General features: G+C 50.9%; 20 protein-coding genes. 2 read left to right on the top strand and 18 right to left on the bottom strand.

Annotated features, from left to right (window positions below; translation table 11 throughout):
* Nucleotides 1-711 precede the first annotated feature (711 nt).
* Both G451_RS32720 and G451_RS0112030 read right to left on the bottom strand, forming a co-directional pair.
* Complete coding sequence (locus tag G451_RS32720; RefSeq protein ID WP_051261426.1) at nucleotides 712-1,140, bottom strand: DUF2141 domain-containing protein; 429 nt, start codon at nucleotides 1,138-1,140, stop codon at nucleotides 712-714.
* Nucleotides 1,137-2,522 (bottom strand): flavodoxin family protein, encoded by a 1,386-nt coding sequence (locus G451_RS0112030; protein WP_027184462.1) that lies wholly within the window; start codon nucleotides 2,520-2,522, stop codon nucleotides 1,137-1,139. Before G451_RS0112030 ends, G451_RS32720 begins: the two co-directional genes overlap by 4 nt.
* Nucleotides 2,523-2,936: 414 nt before the next feature.
* Between G451_RS0112030 and G451_RS32715 the strand changes: the two genes are divergently transcribed.
* Together G451_RS32715 and G451_RS0112020 are read left to right on the top strand one after the other, a co-directional pair.
* Nucleotides 2,937-4,880: a right-handed parallel beta-helix repeat-containing protein gene (locus G451_RS32715; protein WP_027184461.1), complete on the top strand. Its 1,944-nt coding sequence runs from the start codon at nucleotides 2,937-2,939 to the stop codon at nucleotides 4,878-4,880.
* A gap of 132 nt (nucleotides 4,881-5,012) precedes the next feature.
* The gene (locus G451_RS0112020) at nucleotides 5,013-5,603 is read left to right on the top strand and encodes a hypothetical protein (RefSeq protein ID WP_027184460.1); all 591 of its coding nucleotides are present in this window, start codon (nucleotides 5,013-5,015) and stop codon (nucleotides 5,601-5,603) included.
* Between the two features lie 54 nt (nucleotides 5,604-5,657).
* Here the strand turns inward: G451_RS0112020 and G451_RS0112015 are convergent, their stop codons facing one another.
* The 16 genes from G451_RS0112015 to G451_RS0111940 form a co-directional block, all read right to left on the bottom strand.
* Nucleotides 5,658-6,602, bottom strand: a complete 945-nt coding sequence (locus G451_RS0112015; RefSeq protein WP_027184459.1) for a hypothetical protein — start codon at nucleotides 6,600-6,602, stop codon at nucleotides 5,658-5,660.
* A 13-nt stretch (nucleotides 6,603-6,615) separates the two neighbouring features.
* Nucleotides 6,616-6,810, bottom strand: coding sequence for a hypothetical protein (locus tag G451_RS0112010; protein WP_027184458.1), 195 nt, complete (start codon nucleotides 6,808-6,810; stop codon nucleotides 6,616-6,618).
* Between the two features lie 107 nt (nucleotides 6,811-6,917).
* Nucleotides 6,918-7,457, bottom strand: a complete 540-nt coding sequence (locus tag G451_RS29055; RefSeq protein WP_051261425.1) for a glycoside hydrolase family 108 protein — start codon at nucleotides 7,455-7,457, stop codon at nucleotides 6,918-6,920.
* Nucleotides 7,454-7,753 carry a hypothetical protein gene (locus G451_RS0112000; RefSeq protein ID WP_027184457.1) on the bottom strand — a complete coding sequence of 100 codons (300 nt, stop codon included), beginning with the start codon at nucleotides 7,751-7,753 and terminating at the stop codon, nucleotides 7,454-7,456. The genes G451_RS29055 and G451_RS0112000 overlap by 4 nt, the downstream gene beginning before the upstream one ends.
* Before the next feature lie 28 nt (nucleotides 7,754-7,781).
* Nucleotides 7,782-9,539, bottom strand: a complete 1,758-nt coding sequence (locus tag G451_RS0111995) for a hypothetical protein (protein ID WP_027184456.1) — start codon at nucleotides 9,537-9,539, stop codon at nucleotides 7,782-7,784.
* 68 nt (nucleotides 9,540-9,607) lie between these two features.
* Entirely contained in the window at nucleotides 9,608-11,698 is a 2,091-nt protein-coding gene (locus tag G451_RS32710; protein ID WP_051261424.1) for a right-handed parallel beta-helix repeat-containing protein, read from the bottom strand.
* A 53-nt stretch (nucleotides 11,699-11,751) separates the two neighbouring features.
* Nucleotides 11,752-12,393 carry a hypothetical protein gene (locus G451_RS0111985; RefSeq protein WP_027184455.1) on the bottom strand — a complete coding sequence of 214 codons (642 nt, stop codon included), beginning with the start codon at nucleotides 12,391-12,393 and terminating at the stop codon, nucleotides 11,752-11,754.
* Entirely contained in the window at nucleotides 12,390-13,046 is a 657-nt protein-coding gene (locus tag G451_RS0111980; protein WP_027184454.1) for a phage adaptor protein, read from the bottom strand. Before G451_RS0111980 ends, G451_RS0111985 begins: the two co-directional genes overlap by 4 nt.
* 8 nt (nucleotides 13,047-13,054) lie before the next feature.
* Nucleotides 13,055-13,297 carry a hypothetical protein gene (locus G451_RS29045; RefSeq protein ID WP_034641999.1) on the bottom strand — a complete coding sequence of 81 codons (243 nt, stop codon included), beginning with the start codon at nucleotides 13,295-13,297 and terminating at the stop codon, nucleotides 13,055-13,057.
* Between the two features lie 5 nt (nucleotides 13,298-13,302).
* Nucleotides 13,303-13,485, bottom strand: a complete 183-nt coding sequence (locus G451_RS0111970) for a hypothetical protein (RefSeq protein ID WP_027184453.1) — start codon at nucleotides 13,483-13,485, stop codon at nucleotides 13,303-13,305.
* Between the two features lie 127 nt (nucleotides 13,486-13,612).
* Nucleotides 13,613-14,596: a N4-gp56 family major capsid protein gene (locus tag G451_RS0111965; protein WP_027184452.1), complete on the bottom strand. Its 984-nt coding sequence runs from the start codon at nucleotides 14,594-14,596 to the stop codon at nucleotides 13,613-13,615.
* A gap of 90 nt (nucleotides 14,597-14,686) precedes the next feature.
* Nucleotides 14,687-15,406, bottom strand: coding sequence for a hypothetical protein (locus G451_RS0111960; protein WP_027184451.1), 720 nt, complete (start codon nucleotides 15,404-15,406; stop codon nucleotides 14,687-14,689).
* Nucleotides 15,407-15,456: 50 nt separating this feature from the next.
* Complete coding sequence (locus G451_RS29040; protein WP_034641996.1) at nucleotides 15,457-16,218, bottom strand: DNA adenine methylase; 762 nt, start codon at nucleotides 16,216-16,218, stop codon at nucleotides 15,457-15,459.
* Nucleotides 16,219-16,250: 32 nt separating this feature from the next.
* Nucleotides 16,251-18,353, bottom strand: a complete 2,103-nt coding sequence (locus G451_RS0111950) for a phage head spike fiber domain-containing protein (RefSeq protein WP_027184450.1) — start codon at nucleotides 18,351-18,353, stop codon at nucleotides 16,251-16,253.
* A complete protein-coding gene (locus tag G451_RS0111945) occupies nucleotides 18,350-18,676 on the bottom strand; it encodes a hypothetical protein (RefSeq protein ID WP_027184449.1) in 327 nt (108 codons plus the stop codon). The genes G451_RS0111950 and G451_RS0111945 overlap by 4 nt, the downstream gene beginning before the upstream one ends.
* A 77-nt stretch (nucleotides 18,677-18,753) precedes the next feature.
* A complete protein-coding gene (locus G451_RS0111940; protein ID WP_027184448.1) occupies nucleotides 18,754-19,005 on the bottom strand; it encodes a hypothetical protein in 252 nt (83 codons plus the stop codon).
* Nucleotides 19,006-19,029 lie beyond the last annotated feature (24 nt).

Below are 19,029 nucleotides of genomic sequence, written 5' to 3'. Positions count from 1 at the left end.
TGCACAACATTTTGGTGACAACCACCTGGGAGCCCACAACAAAAACATTCCCAAAACGAATGTGATCACTGAGCACACGGCGTCTCACAGCACATCATGGGATTAAACGCCTCATCTGACAGCGTCAAACATTCCGACCAACTCCACTGGAATCGGAGAAAAAATGTCCAAAACATAGGCTTAACCGACCATTTTTCACAATGTTTGGCCGAAAAGCAGGCGTTTCTCCTACGGAATGCATTATTGGTTTTTCGATTTGCGCCGCTCCAATTGAACAGGGATGATACTTTGGAAGACTGTTATCCAATAGTTCTTGGCGCTGACGACCTCAATAGCGATGATATTCCCGACTTTCTGTATCTGATCCAATGCATAAACACCGACACAGACAACTCGTCCAAACGACTCCCGCCCCGGCTCCCGCTTCCAATTCTTTGACTTCGAAGATGACTGGCCGCGTCCAGAGTTGCACACAAGACCAACTCAAATGGTTCTGCATGATACAGACGAAAAATGGCCGAATATGCACCATCACCAGCCCTGCAGGTGCTGGTGCCGATGATCTGCATAGCGTCGCCGGACGTGTTTCAAACAGTGAACGTAGAGGGCTGGAAAGACAAAGATGTGATTGCTGACGCAGAACTTGACGTGAACGGAAACATCATTTTTGTAAACGGTATCGGGCTGACCAACTCAAGCGGCCGGCCCTGCTCAATCTTCCAAATGAATTGGCAAGCCCCGCATATTGTTCTTCACTTCAAAAGATATTTCATCAAAATGCGGGGCTCGCATGGCAGGCCGACTTGGGCGATAAAATCCCCATGGTTCCGAAGGACCGAACATACCTTCATCCAAAGTTCCATTTCCATTCACATCTTGAAAACTTTGGAGTGCGTAAATTCCTGGTGGAATCTCTTTGAATTCCACATCAATCACTGACGGCCCCGACTTTGTCGGAACACATATGTGAGCATAGCGTGGCGGAAGGCCGTTGCGGTATTCTTCCTGTGTCACAAGGGCCACTCGGATATCGCCTGTTTCCGGGTAAGTCACTGTCGCATGAAGCGTACAGCCATTCGCATGAACCATCCCCGGAAACAGCCCGAAAACAACCAGCAATATGCCCAATACGGACCTCATCGTTGCTTTTCCTTCTGATCGTAGTTCGCAAGCACTTTACGGCTTGCCTTTGTCATTTCGCTAATGATCCTTTTGTCAAACTCTTTCCGAAATTGAGGAATTTTCTTCGCTGTCATCATCATCAAATTAAGACCGCGATCTCTCCAGTCATCATGCGGGAAATCATACATGTGATGCTGCTTGTAATATCGATGATCGGCTTCAAAGACATACCGCAATCGTCCCCACACCACATCCCGAAGAACTTTCCATCCCCCCACACCCAAAAAGGTTCTCGCCAGAACCGGGGGATTTTCATGATACCAGGCGAGTTTAACCGCGATGTTTTGAATATGTTGATCGACTTGGGCCGGATTTTCATCCGAAATCATATCCACCAATATGGCATGTTGATTTTCAAAATACGCTTCAAACATCTCTCGCAATTCCGGCATGTGCTCCAATGGTCCGGAAATAAGCATGGCCATCAGCTTCCCTTCAAGCGATGGGGTATGTCCAAGGAAAAACGTTCGATCCAAAAACTGTTTCCATAATGACGAGAGCCAACGGTCCATAATCGTCCCAGCAAAAACAAGAACATCGGCCTCCTCCATCAGGCGCCGATAAAAAGCGGGAAATCCGTCCTTTGCTTCCAGAACACAGTGGTTTTCAGCCCCACACTGTATACAACCGAGACATCCAGTCTTGGGGCCTTCTTCTCGGATATTCACCACGGAAACATCAGCTTCGACCGTTTGAACAAAACGCTGCACCATACGATCAAGATTGGTCGAGCTTCCATCGGTCAGCACAACGATTTTCGCCTGCGCAATACGAACCGGGGTGCAAGAAGGACCGGGAGTGTATTCGGAGGTAACACAATCAAGGGGAAGAAATCGTCTGGGTGAGACCATGGTTTGCGTCAAGCACAGATTCAAATAGCGGCAAAACTCATCAACACGAGCGAGGCCTGTCGGCTTAACCATGTCCTCCATTTCCGCGGACAAACCAGCCAGAAATTGCATCCCCATATCTTCACTGACAGCCCGCAGATATGCATGGGCGATGTGATCATAAAAATGCACTGACGTTGTCAGAATTGCAGCAAATTTCCCTTCAAGCGCTGCCGGTCGGCGCTCCTGAAGCAATTCGATGAATCGTTTGAGCTGAGAAGGAACAAGCAGGTAGTACACCGGGGTACACCAGACAATACAATCAGCCCGAGTAACAACCTTCATTGCCAAATCGAATTGATGAGGGTCTTTTTCCCATGCACGAATTTTCTGCCCCACATGCAGCGCGCTGTATTCGTGATCGGGAAGAATTTGCATCAACCGACGTGCGTATTGAAAACTCAGGCCACGTTCGCCTTTGGGGCTACCGTTTATGATGAGGATATTCATAGGCCATCCGGAGAGAACCTCCAGGGTGAAAGTGAACGTTATGTCTCGCTACCAATCACATTCAAACTGGTCAAGATTGTATTTTCTTTGGTATAGTGTTGCTTCATCTCCTTTCCATTGGGTTTCGTCTCCATATCGCCTTATGACGCATGATATTTCCGTTGAAGTCAGCCATTCGATACAACAATTATAATCCTATATCAAAATACAAAATTTTATTTTTCAAGCTTGATTTTCGCAATTCATCCTCATAGAAATACATCAATTCATATCAATCCATGCCTTTGATGGGACGCACAATCGCGTCCCTCCCCTTTCCGAATTGGATTGTACTACGATCATATATGAATAGTTGAAACTAACTCATTTTCACTCCGCGCTTTCCATTGACCCTGAACTGATCCGGGAGGACACATGGCCAATACCGCGACGACTCCATGCCAAGGAAAAACAGATACGCCTTGTTATGATCAAACAGTGTATCCTACCGATACAGTCGAAAACGGACGTCGACTTCTGTTTGCTACATACAAAGGAGACAATCGCACCTGGAACGGCACGGTGTATTCCACGCGAACCATTGCAGGCTGCCTGCGCGCGGCGCAACCCGGCGATATCATCCAATTGTTGCCTGGAACCTATTGGACACCAGTTTTGGAAGTGGATGGACCGGATGTGGTCGAGCCATTCGATGTGGAAGGCTTATGCGGAGAACCGGAAAAGCCCATTACCATTCGAGGATTAGGAAGCAGAACACAGCTTGTCGGCGCAGCTATGTCTATTCCTCCGGAAATGGAATTGCCGAATGATGACACGTACGCATTCTTTCGTCTGGTCGACTGCGCTTGGATCGAATTTGAAGATTTTCATGTCCGCGGCTGTTGGCCGTCATTTCTCTATCTGAAAAACAGTCGGTACATTACGGTACGCAATCTTGAAGCGCAGGACAGCCAATATTTCATCTTCGGACGCGGGTACGACACACACCATATCCTCATTGAAGATACCACCTGGAATCAAGATCCCACCGGTTCTTTATGGACCGATATCGAATGGGCCGATGACAAAGTCGGTTGCTATTATTTTTACAATGGCGGCATTCTCGGTTCAGACAGAATTTCAGGAAGTGTCGTTCTGCGCGGCAACCGCATTCTCAATTCATTCAACGCGTTTCGTCTCAAAGGTTCAAAGTCAAAGGAAGAAGAAGACATTTTCAGTCAAAACCTCAACCTTGAAGTCTACAATAATATTTTCGAAAATACCCGTGACAACCCGGTTGAGCCGGAAAAATGCGCTGTGAACTGGCACATTCGGCACAATATCATCAAAAACGCCCATGCCTGGTTCTCGTTCGATAATGTCGCCGGTGGATATTGGTACATCTATGGCAACCGGGGATATTACACCAGCGAGCCCGGCCAACCACGCGACCCGAACCGCGGGGGAAAAGTCTTTAAATTCAAATATAACAACAAAATGCCGTATCCGAGTCGCCCCAATTACGTGTTTAACAACAGTTTCATGCTGCGATCGTTTCTCATCAAAGCCGGCGCCACCAAACTCTTCAATCATGCCGGCAACATTGTGCTGTTTTGCATTCCCAACGGTGATCCCATTTGCAATCCTGACGCTACTTTCATTGCGGCGGATTTTCTCAAATACGGATGGGACGATACCGTGCAGTTTGACTTTGACCTGACGAACAAACCGTTTCCGGAACGATTTACCACGGAAAATCAGGAAGCCAATGGTGAAGTCGATCCCGACTTCCATTTCGTCGATGCCAATCAAGGGAATTTCATGCCGGCAAGCAATCCGGGAACGGGACGCCATATTGTCTTCAATCCTGCCCCCAATAATGGCGATAAACAATGGACGTGGCCCGGATGGAGCGTCTGGAAATGCCCGCAAAATCAAGGCGAAGATGGTCCTGCCCGTGGAGCGATACAACCGCATGGCGGCCTTATTCAAGGCCCACCGTTTGCGTTCTATCCCCCGCAAAAAGTTCTGACCGCAAGCTATGTTGAAATGCCGCGTATCGTTGTCGTGGACCGAAGCCAAAAAGAGCAGATTACTCTTGCATTTTCCTGGCCCTTGGCGACTAAGGCGGAAGACGATCCCATTCTCATCACAGTCTATCCGCCCGAATATCCCGGGACAACCATGACAGTAACGGCAACCCAAAATGGACAATTTCTCGATATTCCCATTCCCAAAGACAACCCGATCGGAGTCAGCCCCATTGATGCCTGCCTTGTCCTGCCACAAGGGCTTGTTGGGACGAATAACCAACCGCTGACCATGTGGTCTTGTCCGGACGCATCGATTTCTCTGGCCCCCGTCGTTATTGACGTTTAGCCGGCGCCTGCCTACCCGCTACGGGCCGAACCGCATATGCGGTTCGGCCCGTTTCATTTGACCTGCGTCGAAAAAGCGCACACGATCCCCTTATGTATTTCATTCCGTGAGGGAGAATGAGAGGAGTCCCCTATGCGTTCGAAACGTATCGCCATCAATCTTGTCTTCTGGTCCATGCTGTCCGTTTTTGCCATCGGCGCGTGTCCCGCCTTTGCTGCCGAACCGGCAGCATTGCTCGGGCAAGCTCAGGCGCAAGCGCTTGTGGGAAAAACGGACAAAGCCTATGCGCTCACCGAAGACGCTGCGCATCTTTTGTGGAACAGGATGGGATTATCCATAACAACGACATTGGTCGCCGAACCGGCACATGGATTCGGCATGTATACCCCGCGTTCCAACCCGGTATTTACCAAGAAACAAAAAGCCATTGTCTACGTGGTTCCCCGTGGATACCAGGTGCAACATCAATCCGGAAAATATGTTTTTGGTCTCGCGCTCGATGCGGCCATTCTCGACAAATCCGGGAAGCCGGTTTGGGAGAAGAAAGATATTACGTCGCGGACAGTCGCTAGTCGGGCTTTCAACCGTGAATTTTACCTCTGTCCAAGCTTGGATGTTTCCAAACTCCCGGCCGGAGGTTATACGCTACAATTCACCATCCGAGATCTCCTTACAAAGTCGTCGGTGACATCCACACTCCCTATTATCCGCAAAGATTCCTAAAAAAAGCCGCCGATCTTGCAAACCGGCGGCTTTTTACATCACTTTCTTTTCACATTATCCAAACAGGCCGAGTAGTCCTGAAGAATTCCCTGCGTTCAATGCGCTGGCCTGTGAAGCACTCGAAGCGCCGAGTCCATAATAATCTCCGGAGAGCCCGGAATAGTACTTCTGTAAGCCGCTCAAACCGGATGCTGCCGTACTGGTCAGCCCGAGTGCAGCATTCATGGGATTGGTCGATGATGTTGTCGCGGCCATCGGCGAATAGCTGGGAACAGAAACACCCGATCCTCCTCGCATCATCCCCAAACCCGCGGTCAATCGTTGCCAATTCTCATTGGTGGCTCGTTCACGCTCCGCTTGCATGGCACCCGTCCGCGCTGCCGCTTCACTTGCTGCTTGATCACGGTCAATTCCAGCGGAAAGGTTGGCAAACCGAGCCGGATCAAGTCCCAATCCTTTCAGTTTTTGATCCTGCGTTTTCTTGGTTTGCGCAAAAGTCTGTCGAACCTGCCCGGAGGCCGCATCAGCAGCGCGTTTTTCATCCGGTTCTTCCTGTCGAAGCGCCTCCTCGGCAACGGCGTGTTCCAATTGATCGGCCCGCCCCAGACTCGACATAGCCATCTGAACCTGCTGTTCCTTCAGCGGAGCATACAACGCCATTTCACCAAGCGTATTCTCCACCAATGCTTTTTTCAGTGGTTGATACAGCTCAAGATCGCTCTGCGCTGCGTCAATCTGAGCATCTTCCAACGGAACATACTTGTCTTCATAACGTTGCCACGCCTTTTGAGCCATATCAAACGCCGTATCCGCCAATTCTTCTTGTTTGGCGGCCTGATCTGCACTGAGAAGATTGTACATATTAGATAAATTCATAAATCCGAAGGCATTGTTCAACAGTGCATCACTGTCCCCATCCGATCCTCCAAAGAGGTTCGACAAGATGCTATTTATACCTGATGCACCGCCAAGAGCACTCGTCAATATCTCCCAAAACATCGCCAACCTCCTGTTATCCTTGTTCCGCTTCTTCCTGCGTCAACAGCCCCCAACGCACCAAGTCCCGAATCCTTACATAGCGGTCCAATCCGTCTCCGCGCATGCCGCCAGCAACTTCAACCGCTTCCTTGAGAGGGCGCAAAACCACCGCAACCCGCTCATCAACACCAAACGGTACTTCTGGCACGACCGGCCCACGTGTTGCCATATGGGGTCTCCTTGTTGTGTTACAACGTGTGCGGGGAGAAACCCGTTGTACTCAAAAGGGTTTTCCTCCCCGCGTATTCTCCCCTGATCACAAAGGGAGAGGCACCTCTACCCTAAGCTATCCCACAATCGAGCAACGCGTTTGAGCCACCCCAAAAGAAACGGACGAAATTTTTTCGATGTAGCCAATTTTGCGTATCGATTGAGACGACGTATGAGGTATTCCAAACACAAATTTTGCGTATAGGTTGCCCCTTGCTGACAAAACGCATTCACGACAGCCTGTGTCTTTGGACCAAGGACACCATCAACCACCAATGTAGGGCCCATAGTTGTTTCGTTGAGTGTCTTTTGCAGCAACACAGTGGCGCGACGCTTCCCCATATTGACGGCCGTATCAAAAATGACCGCGCCCAATTCTGGAGGAAACTGGGAGAGATGCAAGGGATTCCAAAATGATTGTCTATAAATCTCAGCAGCTTGGTCAATCGTCAGGTTCTTGATATCCACATCAGGAAAACTCCGTTTGCTAATGCCATATTTTGTTTCTCCTCCCGGATCACGAGGATCGTTAACATATCCCCCCTCTACCGACAGGATAAATGAAAGAACCGTATCGAACCCATCGGAGTGTTGAAATTGAGTCATTTATGCATCGCCTCCCATAGCGTTTTGAGTCCCAAACTGATCACGGCAGCAATGGCCGTGCTGGTCATCCACCACAATCGACCAAGATGTTGATCAAGCCGGGACTCCAGCAAGGCAATACGCGCTTCACGTCGCTCACACCGGACAAATCCCGGCCCATCCGCGGCCGAGTGCAGTGCTTGTTCCATGGACTCAAGCTTGGCCCGAGACTCCACAAGAATTTGAAGCATTTCTCGATCACGTTCATCGGCGCGTTCCAATGCGGACCACAGTGCGCTCATTCCGCGCTCATCCATTGTTCGCTCCTCAGACATTGCAATCAAATCACGTCGTCAGCTCCACAACGGTAGATGCCAGTTCCACGCTCCGGATACGCACATTGCCTGCCAGCTCGACAGCCCATTCACGGCCAGCATATCCACCAGGAAGACGAAAAACACAGGAGTGTTCAAGAGTACGAACATACCGAGACTGCCCATCGACAAAGAGCGTAAACGTCAAACTCTCGTCGGAACTTTCAACTTCCGTTTCGTAATCAATACGAGCAGCGCCAAATGTCACCCGAGCAGAAAAAAGAAAGGTCTTGGATCGCCACGTATACTGCAGACGCTCTGACGATCCTTCAAAGAGATGGATGGTTGTCGTTGCACCATCTTCACTCGGCCGGGCGTAATACAATCGATCAGAAACCGCGTCCGTAAACACAGCACTCGCCGTGTCGTCATATGCCGTCAGGACGGGATCGGCATTGCGCATATCGAGAATCAGTCCAGAGGGAAGGGTTGAATTCACCAAATGAAATCCGACAAAATCATCTGCAGCCACACGAAACCGGTTCAAAGGACGCGCATTGATCCGTCCCAGACTGTGGAAGGTGTCCCCGGTCTGTCGCTGCGCCGCACGGATGGACTTTGGCGTTCGTTCAAAGAATACAATATAGCGCCCATCATGCACTGCCGCACGCATGCTCTGAGGAGTCAAAGCTTGCCAATCGTCACGCGTAAACAAGGATTCCGTGACCAGACTCCCCCCGGATGGACCGGCAAGATACAATCCATCGGGCGTGGGAAAGACAACTCCGACACCGGCCCCGACCAAACCATTTTTCGAAACGCAGGCTTGTCTCTCCGGCAAGTGCGAAACCGACATGGATGCCGGATGACTCCCCGTAATGAGATATGGCCGATCCTTCGTCGCCGCAACGAGCGTCGAACCAATCACACCAAGTCCGACAACGGGTGCATCAAGCGTAATGGTATATTCCGGAGGCCAGGCATGGGGATATAACGGTTCGCTCAACCAGACGTGATACCCATCAAATCCGGCATAAGTTTTATTTCCCAGCACCGTCAGACCACGCAATCCTTCAGGCGGAGGATAAAACGTGTCGGTGGATAATTCTGTACCGAGAACGCGGCCATCCATGGTGTCGCCCCATGAAGCCACACCCACTGCAATCTCCCCGGCAAGAAGCCATACGGACGTCCCGGATGATGCGGCCACCGCTCGATACACCCGACGTGCTGTGATATTACGATCAGCAGGAACCTCCGAAAATCCCGATACGGTCACGAGGCTCCCTGAACGCACATCAAGAACATCCGAAGCCGGTGACGGTGGTCCTTCTTCTCCTCGTGCCGTGACATGCGTCACGACATACGAAATGGCAAATGTATCACCATCCCCACCGGAGACTTTGACCCGCGGTGCGCGCTCCGGAGCCGGTACACCAAGCTTGAAGGAACGTTCTGTCCAGTCCCCATCAAGAGCATACATGCTGGCATCTGTTATTCGTGGGGCATCCAACCCGGTAAAATATAACGTGTGTGACATGTCATCGGCTCGGGTTCCCGTCACCACATCGACATCTCGGTCCCACCAAAGCCATCGCACACCACCTGCCAAATACATTGTCTTCGCTCGACCAGGCAGAGTGGCGACCTCTCCAGGTTCACGCCACGCCATAAGGTCGCCACTCTCTAACCGACAGTTCACCGCCTGGCTCGCCTGCTCGTTCTGCAAAAGCCGCGACGCCGTTCGCGGGACCTCGCCTCGAAAGGAGTGAATTGCCAGTTTCGTCATGTATGCCTCCGACGGATCAATAACCCACTACGACTGCACGATATTACGGTATACGATCAAGCGTTACCTCATGTCTCGATCACGCCGAATCCCTTCCATATTCCGGGATTCCCGGCTTCGGTACAAATCCAACCGGCATAACCTTCTGCTGCAGGTGCTGAATTCCACACAACAGTTCCATGTCCCCAATACCCCATTGTCGGGACTGCATCGGACGACATCGTGATCGGAGGAGTGCGAAAGGTTTGACCATACACGACATTGGAAAGCCCCCGGAGACGGTTGGCTTGGCCATCATCATCGGAAAGCGTCACCGAACCATGTCCGATGAGGCACACACGATCGGGATTGATATCGGCATAGAAGGTGAATTTACGATCTTCATAGAGATGCACATTCACCGGAGAAGACGAGAGAGACGCAATTTGCTTAACGATCTCAAGGAGATTATCATTACACATATTGGGATTTCCAATGCCTTTGACGTGAATATCGTCAAACTGACAGGCATTGGCAGAATTCCAATAGGGATCATACACCGGCATTTCCATGCAGCCATTGATGGTGGCGTTACCCGTGAATTCATTTTCCGTGTCCGCGGCACCGAGAAACTCGATAATATACTTGGGCCACGCCGGGTTCGGTTGATCGTCGGGGCCGCCTTTCAAAAAGGTATTGCCCTGGATATGATTGTGTGAAGACGTTTCCTGAATAACGATGTGGCTTCGTTTCCCGGCTTCGGAACCATCGCGGCCGTTACGCCAGAAGAGATTCGCGGCAATATGGTTGTCACTCGAATAGTGCAACATAATCGCCGTTTCTTCATGCGCATCAAACAGGTTTCCCGTAATGACGTTGGATCGACCTTGGTAATTGAGAATCGCTTTTTTATTCCACTCGAATCGATTCGCAGAAAAGGTATTGAACCCCGATCCTGATGTCGCTTCAAAACATGTACCATTTGATGTGAACGTATTGCCGACAAAAACAAAATCGACCAAAACGCCCCGAAACATGGTACCGCATGATGCAAATTTGCAGTTGAAGAACCCGTTTGCACCAAATGCCTGCGAAGCCGTGGCATCGTAAAGAATGTGGTTGAAATTTTCGAATTTACAGTCTTCAAATGAGCAGAAATTGGGTCTGCCCTCCATGAATACATCAGTCTCGCGTTGCACCTGCCCATTACGAAAGACAAGCTTCTTGAAAGAAATATGGTGCGCGTGATTGAACAGTGTCCCGGTTTGCCCGTCGAGATATTGAATGATTGAGGCCGATCCGGCATACGACGGCCGATATTGCTCGTGGTCTTTTTCCCAATCGATAAAACTTGAATTATGCATCTCGCCTTCAAGCTGTTGGAAATCACGCAAATCGAGAGGGGCTGAAATGCCATATATGCCAATGGGGAAAAAAACTTTGGGAAACTTCAATGCGTTTTGGAGCGCCCTCGTATCGTCGGTATCGCCGTCACCCACGGCCCCGAACCATTGCGGCAAAACCGCGCCACCTGCCATATTCCCGGTAATCGTCCCACTTCCACTAAAAATGGGCCGCCGCGGCCCCACAATCCCTCCGTCAATCGTCACCGTCACCCCATTGCCTGGAGCGAGGAGAGCTCCGCAGCCAACATACAATCGCACACCGGACGGGACCGTCATATCGGTCGTCACCGTAAAGGTTTGTCCCCCAGGCAAGACCACATCGGCCTCTCCATCGCCAATCAAACCCAGTGTCCAGGCTAGTGATCCCTCGGTGTCGGCATCACCATGATCAGCAATATCTGCATCAGACGAAACATAATAGACCGCTTTAATGCGATTCGCGACGTCACCATCCAAAGCTCCTGACTGAAGAAATGCCGACAGATTCTCCGCAGTCAGGCGCAATTCCACAACATCGCCGGCAGCAAAACTTCGAGGAAGCGTGTCCTCTCTCCCACGCTCGACCGTCAGGGCATCACCAACCCGATCGGTCACCTTGATGATTTCGATAGCTCCATCCGACCCCACCAACGTTGCATGAAAAAATTCATTTTTTCCTATCTCCAACACAGGAAACATTTCGCCTTCACCGGCCAAAACCGTCACCACCGTATCATCGGCCGAAATATCTAAGGCCAATTCCGAACCAGCATTGTTTGCAAAAACCGCCGGCATACGCACTCCTTTTGAAATCTTGTCTCCCTCTGGCCCGCTCTTTCCGTTATCGGCTAGACAAACGCGCAAGGTTTGGCGCGAAGAGAAACACGGCTATAATCCTTCAGATGTTTCCCTTTGGCGCGCATCACACCAGCCCGGTATTGTCGACTATGGTATGTCGACAAGTCGGGATTAAACCATGTCGTTCCGGGGATTTCGAAGAGTCGAGCTAACGCTCCTCGCGTGATACTCTCGCTCCAATCGAGATAGACGGAGTCGGGCAATCCAGGACTCAACCGATTCGGTTTCAACGCGACCTGAACGCGCAGTGCATCGGGAATATTTTGGACGGGTTGAGGGATAAGCCGAACGGCACCGGATCGGGTCAATACAAAGCGTGTCGGCCGCAACGTCCGAATTTTTCTCCACCCCGGCTCGGTGTCATCAAGCATTTCTAACGTCGTGGCACGTAAAGGATTGTTTTCCAGAAGAACACGCAACACCATGGCTATATCCGATCCAAACGGCGGAACAGGGGTGTATGTATTTTGCCATGCTCGAATCGAAATCGGACCAAGATCGTCTTGCCACATGAGGCTTGTCTCCAAAAAATCCCGTGCAGACGCCTGAATCGCTCTTATAATCATCGGTTCGGGACAGTCCGGTACATGGGGCATGACGTCTGGAAGAAAATAATCATAAGGTACGGTCATGATGCCTCCGAAGGCAGTTTGGGCGATACGGCCGCATCAACCTGGGATTTGATATTTAAAGACGCATAAAACCGCTCAAGATGAACGGCGGCTTTGGCTTCGGCCACCGTTGACTCCTGCTCCGAGGCGTAGGCCCGATACAACACGAATTCGAGCAAAGGCACGGCATAAATATCGGCGAGTGCCAGCGTTGCCGTTGTAGCAGAGCACTCTGGAGGAGTGCGGCTGTATGCCACTTCCACATACACGCTTCCTTCGAAAGGAATGGCCGGGTACACAAAGAAATGTCTTGGCGTTCGATCGTCAAACGCAAAATGGCGCACCGACATTGGACCGGGGACGACATGCCAATACCGGTCAAAACTATCGAGCATACCGCGTTTCACGCTACTGATGGGTGTCCCCGGTATTTGACCGGATTCGCCCATGTTCCGAATCACGTCGAGCAGACGCAAACCAATTTCGGGAATTGTCTGACGTGATCCCGGAACAAGGGCGATGGTTTCGATCACCGAAGCACTGTCCGGACGCATCAACGCTATCTGCCGTTGCCCGTCACTGACAAACTCCAGCCAGTCGGCATCCGTCCAACGAACGCGCTCGGTATCCGACACCATGCGTCCGGCCCGGACAAGAATATCTTCGGCAATCATACGTCCCCCTACCCGATCACATTAATGGAAAAACGTTTGACCACATTCCCTCCACTTCGTCCGTCCATGGCCGGGCCTTCGGACGATTCCAGAACCTGATATACTTCAGCAGGAACTTCGACTTCATGGTCTCGTTTGATCAGATAGGCCCGGCCGTTGACCGACACGAAAACGTCATCCATTCCTCCAGGCCCATCCTGCGTGTTCACAATGAGACGCACTCGATCTTTGGAAACAATTTTCTCTTTCATGCTTATTATTCCTCGTCTTTCGTTGAACAATTCTCGAATGTGTGTTTGAGGACGGACAAGGCTTCCACAAGAGCCTGCGCCAACACCTCAATCTTCTGACGCGTTGTTCGATCAATCAGCACCATGCCCGGAGGAAACGCTTCTTCTCCTCCCAGCTCGATGCTCTCCTTCCCTTCTGTCTTCATCATGCATTCTCCTGTTTGCATTCGCGCGTATGCAATGTTTGAAAGAAGGCCTAAGGCAAGGGAAGCGGGAGGAACGTTCTTCAATACACGCTCTCCCGTCCCCTCATGCCGAAACTATCACTCGATAACGTTACGCCGTTGCAGCCACCTCGGCGCGACACATCCAGGCATCGTTCAGAATGACGGCGGTTTGCATGGCTTTCCATCCGACATGGCCACGCTGGGCCAACGGATCGGAATCCGACGGTTTCGGATTAACAACGAGCGGAGTGATTGCAGCGGTATCCTTGAGAGCAACAACGCCATAAGCATCGCGACCAAGGAACAACACAGGATAGACATCGGCCTTGGTTCCACTGGTGGAGAGCATGCTTCCGGCATCTCCGCCAGCATCCGCCAACGGCTCGAAAACCGTGGACGCAATGTATCGCACGTCCTCGACTTTGCCGATTTCAGCATCGTACGGCGTCAATTGCCCATACGATTCCACCGGAACAAAACCACTCATGTTGCGGATATCGTTCTCGATATCCGGATGGCACAAGCCAATATACGCGGGAGCAACGGCCTGAGTACCGTATTGCGGTGTGGAACGCAGAACACGTGTAATTTTACGTGCATTCTGTCGTTTGAGTGCGCGGGTAATTTTACGCTGCAAGCTCAAACTGAGGGACGTGTTGACATCGGTGCGAACCGATCCATTCGCATAGTAGACGTTGGTGCCGGTTTTCAGCACATTGTAGCGCACGGATTCGATCATTTCCGCGGCTTGTTCACCGAGAACATCCACGGCTTCGCGCAAGACAGGATCTTCATGCGTGTCAATGATGAGATCGGTAATGCTGACACGATCCCCATATTGAACCAGCGTCGCCGACACATCCGTAGCGGTCAATTGCTTGGCCGTCGGGGTCACGCCTTCGGTCAACGGATTGGGGGTCGCGTCGAGCGAATTGTACCGCCGAAAGGTCATGACCTTGGTTTTGTTGGTCGGCAACACACGCGCCTGACCGAACTTTTCGATAAGCAAATACGGCTGAGCACGGCTGAGCAAATCCACGGCGGCAAAAGCGGCAGTGCGATCGGAAATGTCGCCATAAGTGGTCACAGACATGAAGGCTCCTTGAACGGTTAGACGTTTTTTGGACGCAAAAATCCTGCACTTCCCGAAGGAAGTTCAAAAAAAACACCTTTTTTCAGAGAATTACGACAATGCCTTCGCGGCCTCGGCAAAAGCCGAAGCAAAATCCTGGGCACCGGAAGAGGAAGTCGGAGGGCCGGCACTGCGGCCGCGCACGGCCGTGGCATCGAGAACACGACGCGTCAAATCACCAATACCGGTCGAAGCCTGGCGTGCATCCGCATTGCGGCCGCCATTTTTGTGCTCTTTAAACCGTTTGAGCATGTCCACAACCTGTTGCGCTGTGCCTTGCGTCGCGACCTGGCGCAAGGATTGCGCCATATAATCAGGATGACTGTCGATCCACGTTTTGAGATCATCGGAATCGGCAATTTCTGACCAATCAGGGTGCTCTTTGGCAATCGAGTCAAGGTGTTGCCGCATGGCCTGCGCCATCAGTGTCGGACCAAACAACGTTTGCAGCTCCGTGCGGATAAGTGAACGCATGTCATCGCCGGATTGTGACGTCACATCGGGTTTACTCACATCGCCAGATTCTTTTTCCGCGTACTGTTGCAACGCTTTTTCTGCGGTGGTTCGCCGCGCTTTTTCTGCTTCATACAAGGCTTTCCAATCGTCCTTTTTTTCCTCCGCTTTCGATTTTGAGGCTTCCTGCGCCTTTTCACCTGTCTTCTTGTCCTCATTGGCCGATGCAGATGAAGACTCCGTCGCGTCGTCAATGGTGTCGCGTTTTTCCTTGGCCGCCTCATCGAAGGCGTCATGGTATGACGTGTTCTTGGTCATGGCATCTCCTTCTCGTGTTTATGGTCATGCATTCTGTGCCTGTCCCCAAGCTAATTTCGAATAATCACCTCATGCGCCGTCTCAACAGGCCCAGGTTTACACGTGTACCGGGCTTGCACGGGAGTGATCTCGAATTGCTGAAAAATCTCACGAACCTCAGGGGTGTCATTGAGCGAAAGCACAAATCGCCCCTGAATGCGGCTCAATTGTGTGGCCAATGTCGTGAAATCCGATTTTGCAAAAATATCTTTCCCGTAACGATCCTCACAGTTGTAGTATGGAGGATCGATATAAAAGAGGGTTTCGGGACGATCAAAACGTTCGATACATTTTTCATACGGTAAATGCTCAATCGTCACCGAAGACAAACGGATATGTGCCTGGGACAAGGTTTCTTCAAGACGAAGCAAATTGAACGCCGGTTTACACCGTGCGCCTGTGCGAAATGATTGTCCGTAAACACGGCCGGCAAACGTTTGCCGTTGCACAACAAAGAATCGAGCCGCCCGCTGAATGTCGGTTAGTCCGCCCGTGGCAAGTTGCGTTTTCCATTCCGTCCACCAAAGTCGAGAAGCCAACACGAACTTCAGTTCTTTATAAAATTCCTCAAGATGATACTTCACCACGCGCCAAAACGTGATGAGATCATTGTTTATGTCATTGACAATCTCGAAACGGCTCGGTTGTTTGGTAAACAACACCCACGCCGCACCACCGAACACTTCACAGTACGTCGTATGCTCAGGAAAGGCATCGACAAGACGACCTGCAAGATGTGATTTACCACCGACATATGGAATAGGACTTTTCATACAAACTCCTCATAAAAAACAAATATGGGATATCACTGCGTCAATCGTTGCAGATCGTCCACTTCAAACGCACGAGAAAAAAAGGCACAATGGTTAACCTCACCATTGAGTACGTGATTTCCTGCAGAATGCGCACCGATGCGAAGTGTCTCAAGAGAAACTGGAACATTGCCACCGAACATTGCTATTGGTTCATTTCCATTGACACATGCTATAAATCCATGCTCATTCCATGAGAATGCAATTTTTAATTGTACAGGTTCCGTAAAATTTCCTGTAATAATATTTGCCGATGTTACTCCATCGGAGATAGCGATTGCTGTTACATTTCCGCCATCCTCCAATTGTATAAATATTCTATTATCCGTTGAACTCCCTATGAATTCAACAAGACAATGCGTGTTGATCCCAACAAATCGAATTGAGACATCCAAGAATATCGTTCCTTGTCCGTAATGAAATGGGATATCATCAAGAGCAACATGACAGACGTCAGCTCGTCGCGTTATAAAAGTCGAGGTCGTCGGAATATAACTTGAGACGGTATCACCAGCTTCAAGTTGAGCGCCCCAAATGTAGATACCGCTCACACCGTCGCCGGAATAGGAGTTCACGCCTTTGTTTGCCAGTGCGATATCGAAGACGGCCGACGTGACGGAAGAAGCTGCTGTTGATATCAACCAACACCGAAACCACCCATCCCCGCAATCCTCGATACCGGCTTTGATCGCTACGTTTGACTTTAAAACAATTTTTCCATTCTCAATATCAAAGATAACGTATCCGGAGACAACCCAGTTTGCGTACCCATCTGTTTCCAACAAGAGTTGCCGGTCGTCCCCAGATGATTTGACAAACACCGATCGCGTGTAGGTTTCATTGGGGGTTAGCGTTATACTCCCCTGTGAATAGAGGTGCGTTGAGTTTTCCTCTGTTCCCTCACAGAATTTCGATGCCGTTACCGTCCCATCCGGAGCATGTGTTGCATTGGCAATACGATTGCTCCGTGTTGCATACCACACGCTTGAAAGATCTGAATAATAAATGATATTTGTTCGTTCTTCCTCAATGATGAGGCCTGATCTTCTTCCTGTGACGGGATCATAGGCAAACCGCGGAGAATTGGCGGCGGCGACTCGCACTATCCCGGCCGCATCGAAAAAGGTTGCGATGGAATTTCGGGAAAACGTAACGCCATCCGGCAACGTATTAGCATCTGGGCGAAAATGGAGCGATGGAAAGGTGTCCACCGGTGAAATCCCAGTTTTATGCCACAAGTCCGCTTTACTATAAGCGCCGACATCGTTGGCGCTCAACGCATCAGGCCCGTCGTATTTATGATTGTCAGCGTGCGCACTCGGGGCAAACGTCGTCGGCACACCGGTCAACGTTGTCCATGGTAAATCGCTCACGTCACTCCCGATATGGCCATGTCCCACTAGCGAAACCGCAGCCTCACTTCCAGCGATGCCGGCTTTCCAAACATCATCATCTTCATCAAACACCAATCGCGCATTGAGTTCGTCACCGCGTTCGACTTCGATGCCGGCTACGGTCGACGGTGGCGTTCCGGCCACATCACTGTTCAACGTCAGGATATTATCGGCAACGGCGACGGTTTCCGAATCAATGGTGGTTGTGGTACCTTTGACGATGAGGTTACGCACGGTGAGATCGGCCCAATCGGCGTCAGCGTTGCCACGTATGGACAAGGCATCGGCGCTCTCCCGCTTGAGTAGTGGACCATCAAAACCGTCTCCGATCCGAAATGCGATTTGATTTGTCCCGTCATCCGTTCCCTGCTCATGCCGTTGAGAGACGGCTTCAACCAAATCGGCGTCGGTTTGTGTATAGTCATCAAGCAACGTCTTATTCGCATGTCCGTGCATCGAACTGTGGTCGTACGACGCCTCATGCCCGTCCACGAGCGTTTGAGCAGTCCCGGCGGACTCCGCTCCGATCATAAGAGGCGACAGCGAATCACTGCCGTCAATCGCGTGCCGCTCAGCGTGCTCTTCGACAATGCCGACAGGACCTTGAATGCCACGGTATGCTTCGGCCTCACCATCAATCACGACGGCATCGCGAGAAAGCACACCAATTCGAATGGTCTCCACATCTTCAAGAACACTCATCGTGTCACCTCCGGCCGAATCTCCACACCGCCTTCCACGAGACGAACGACTTCTCCGAGTGGTGTAACCAATTCCACATCCCACACTCCGGTCGGTGCAATGAGCTTGCTTGAATTTTCCGCCGTTAACGTGAGGTCAATGACGCCGTCTGTCACAACGCAATCGAATTCAGCCATGGGGTACGGTTCTGGATACGATCTTCGAATCTGCGCCCGTGCCGTAACTCCATTCAAGTCAAGGCGGTCTCCAAATGCATCAAGCGGTTCAATAGCCAGCTCGAAAGTCGCACCTTGATCAATGGTTAAATCATGTCTCGTTGCCATAGGAATGAGTCCTCCGACGGCTGCCAGTTAGATTAAATGCAATCACGTTCTCTTTCCCGTATGCGTTTACCATCCCGTCAGACATAGGCTCCGTCTTCTCGTCGTGTTGCCGGAGGATCAGATTCAATAAGCCGTATCAACTCACGGAGCTTCACAGCTGCGCCTTGCAGTTTCGTCACCTCACCAATCGGTGCAGTGACAAGTTCGTCTTTCACGTAAGCCAAATGCACCCGAAGGAGGCCTCGAACCGCTAAACCACAATTCGTATCCCTATCTGTCCGGCATCGCGCCAGCATCTCACCAGCTTCCCAATTGCGTCGTTCAGACATAACGTCACCTTGTATCCATGGTTC

Source organism: Desulfovibrio inopinatus DSM 10711, assembly GCF_000429305.1.
GTDB classification, from domain to species: Bacteria; Desulfobacterota; Desulfovibrionia; order Desulfovibrionales; family Desulfovibrionaceae; genus Alteridesulfovibrio; species Alteridesulfovibrio inopinatus.
Note: the sequence above shows the minus strand (reverse complement) of the source record. Positions and strands in the feature narration are given on the sequence as shown.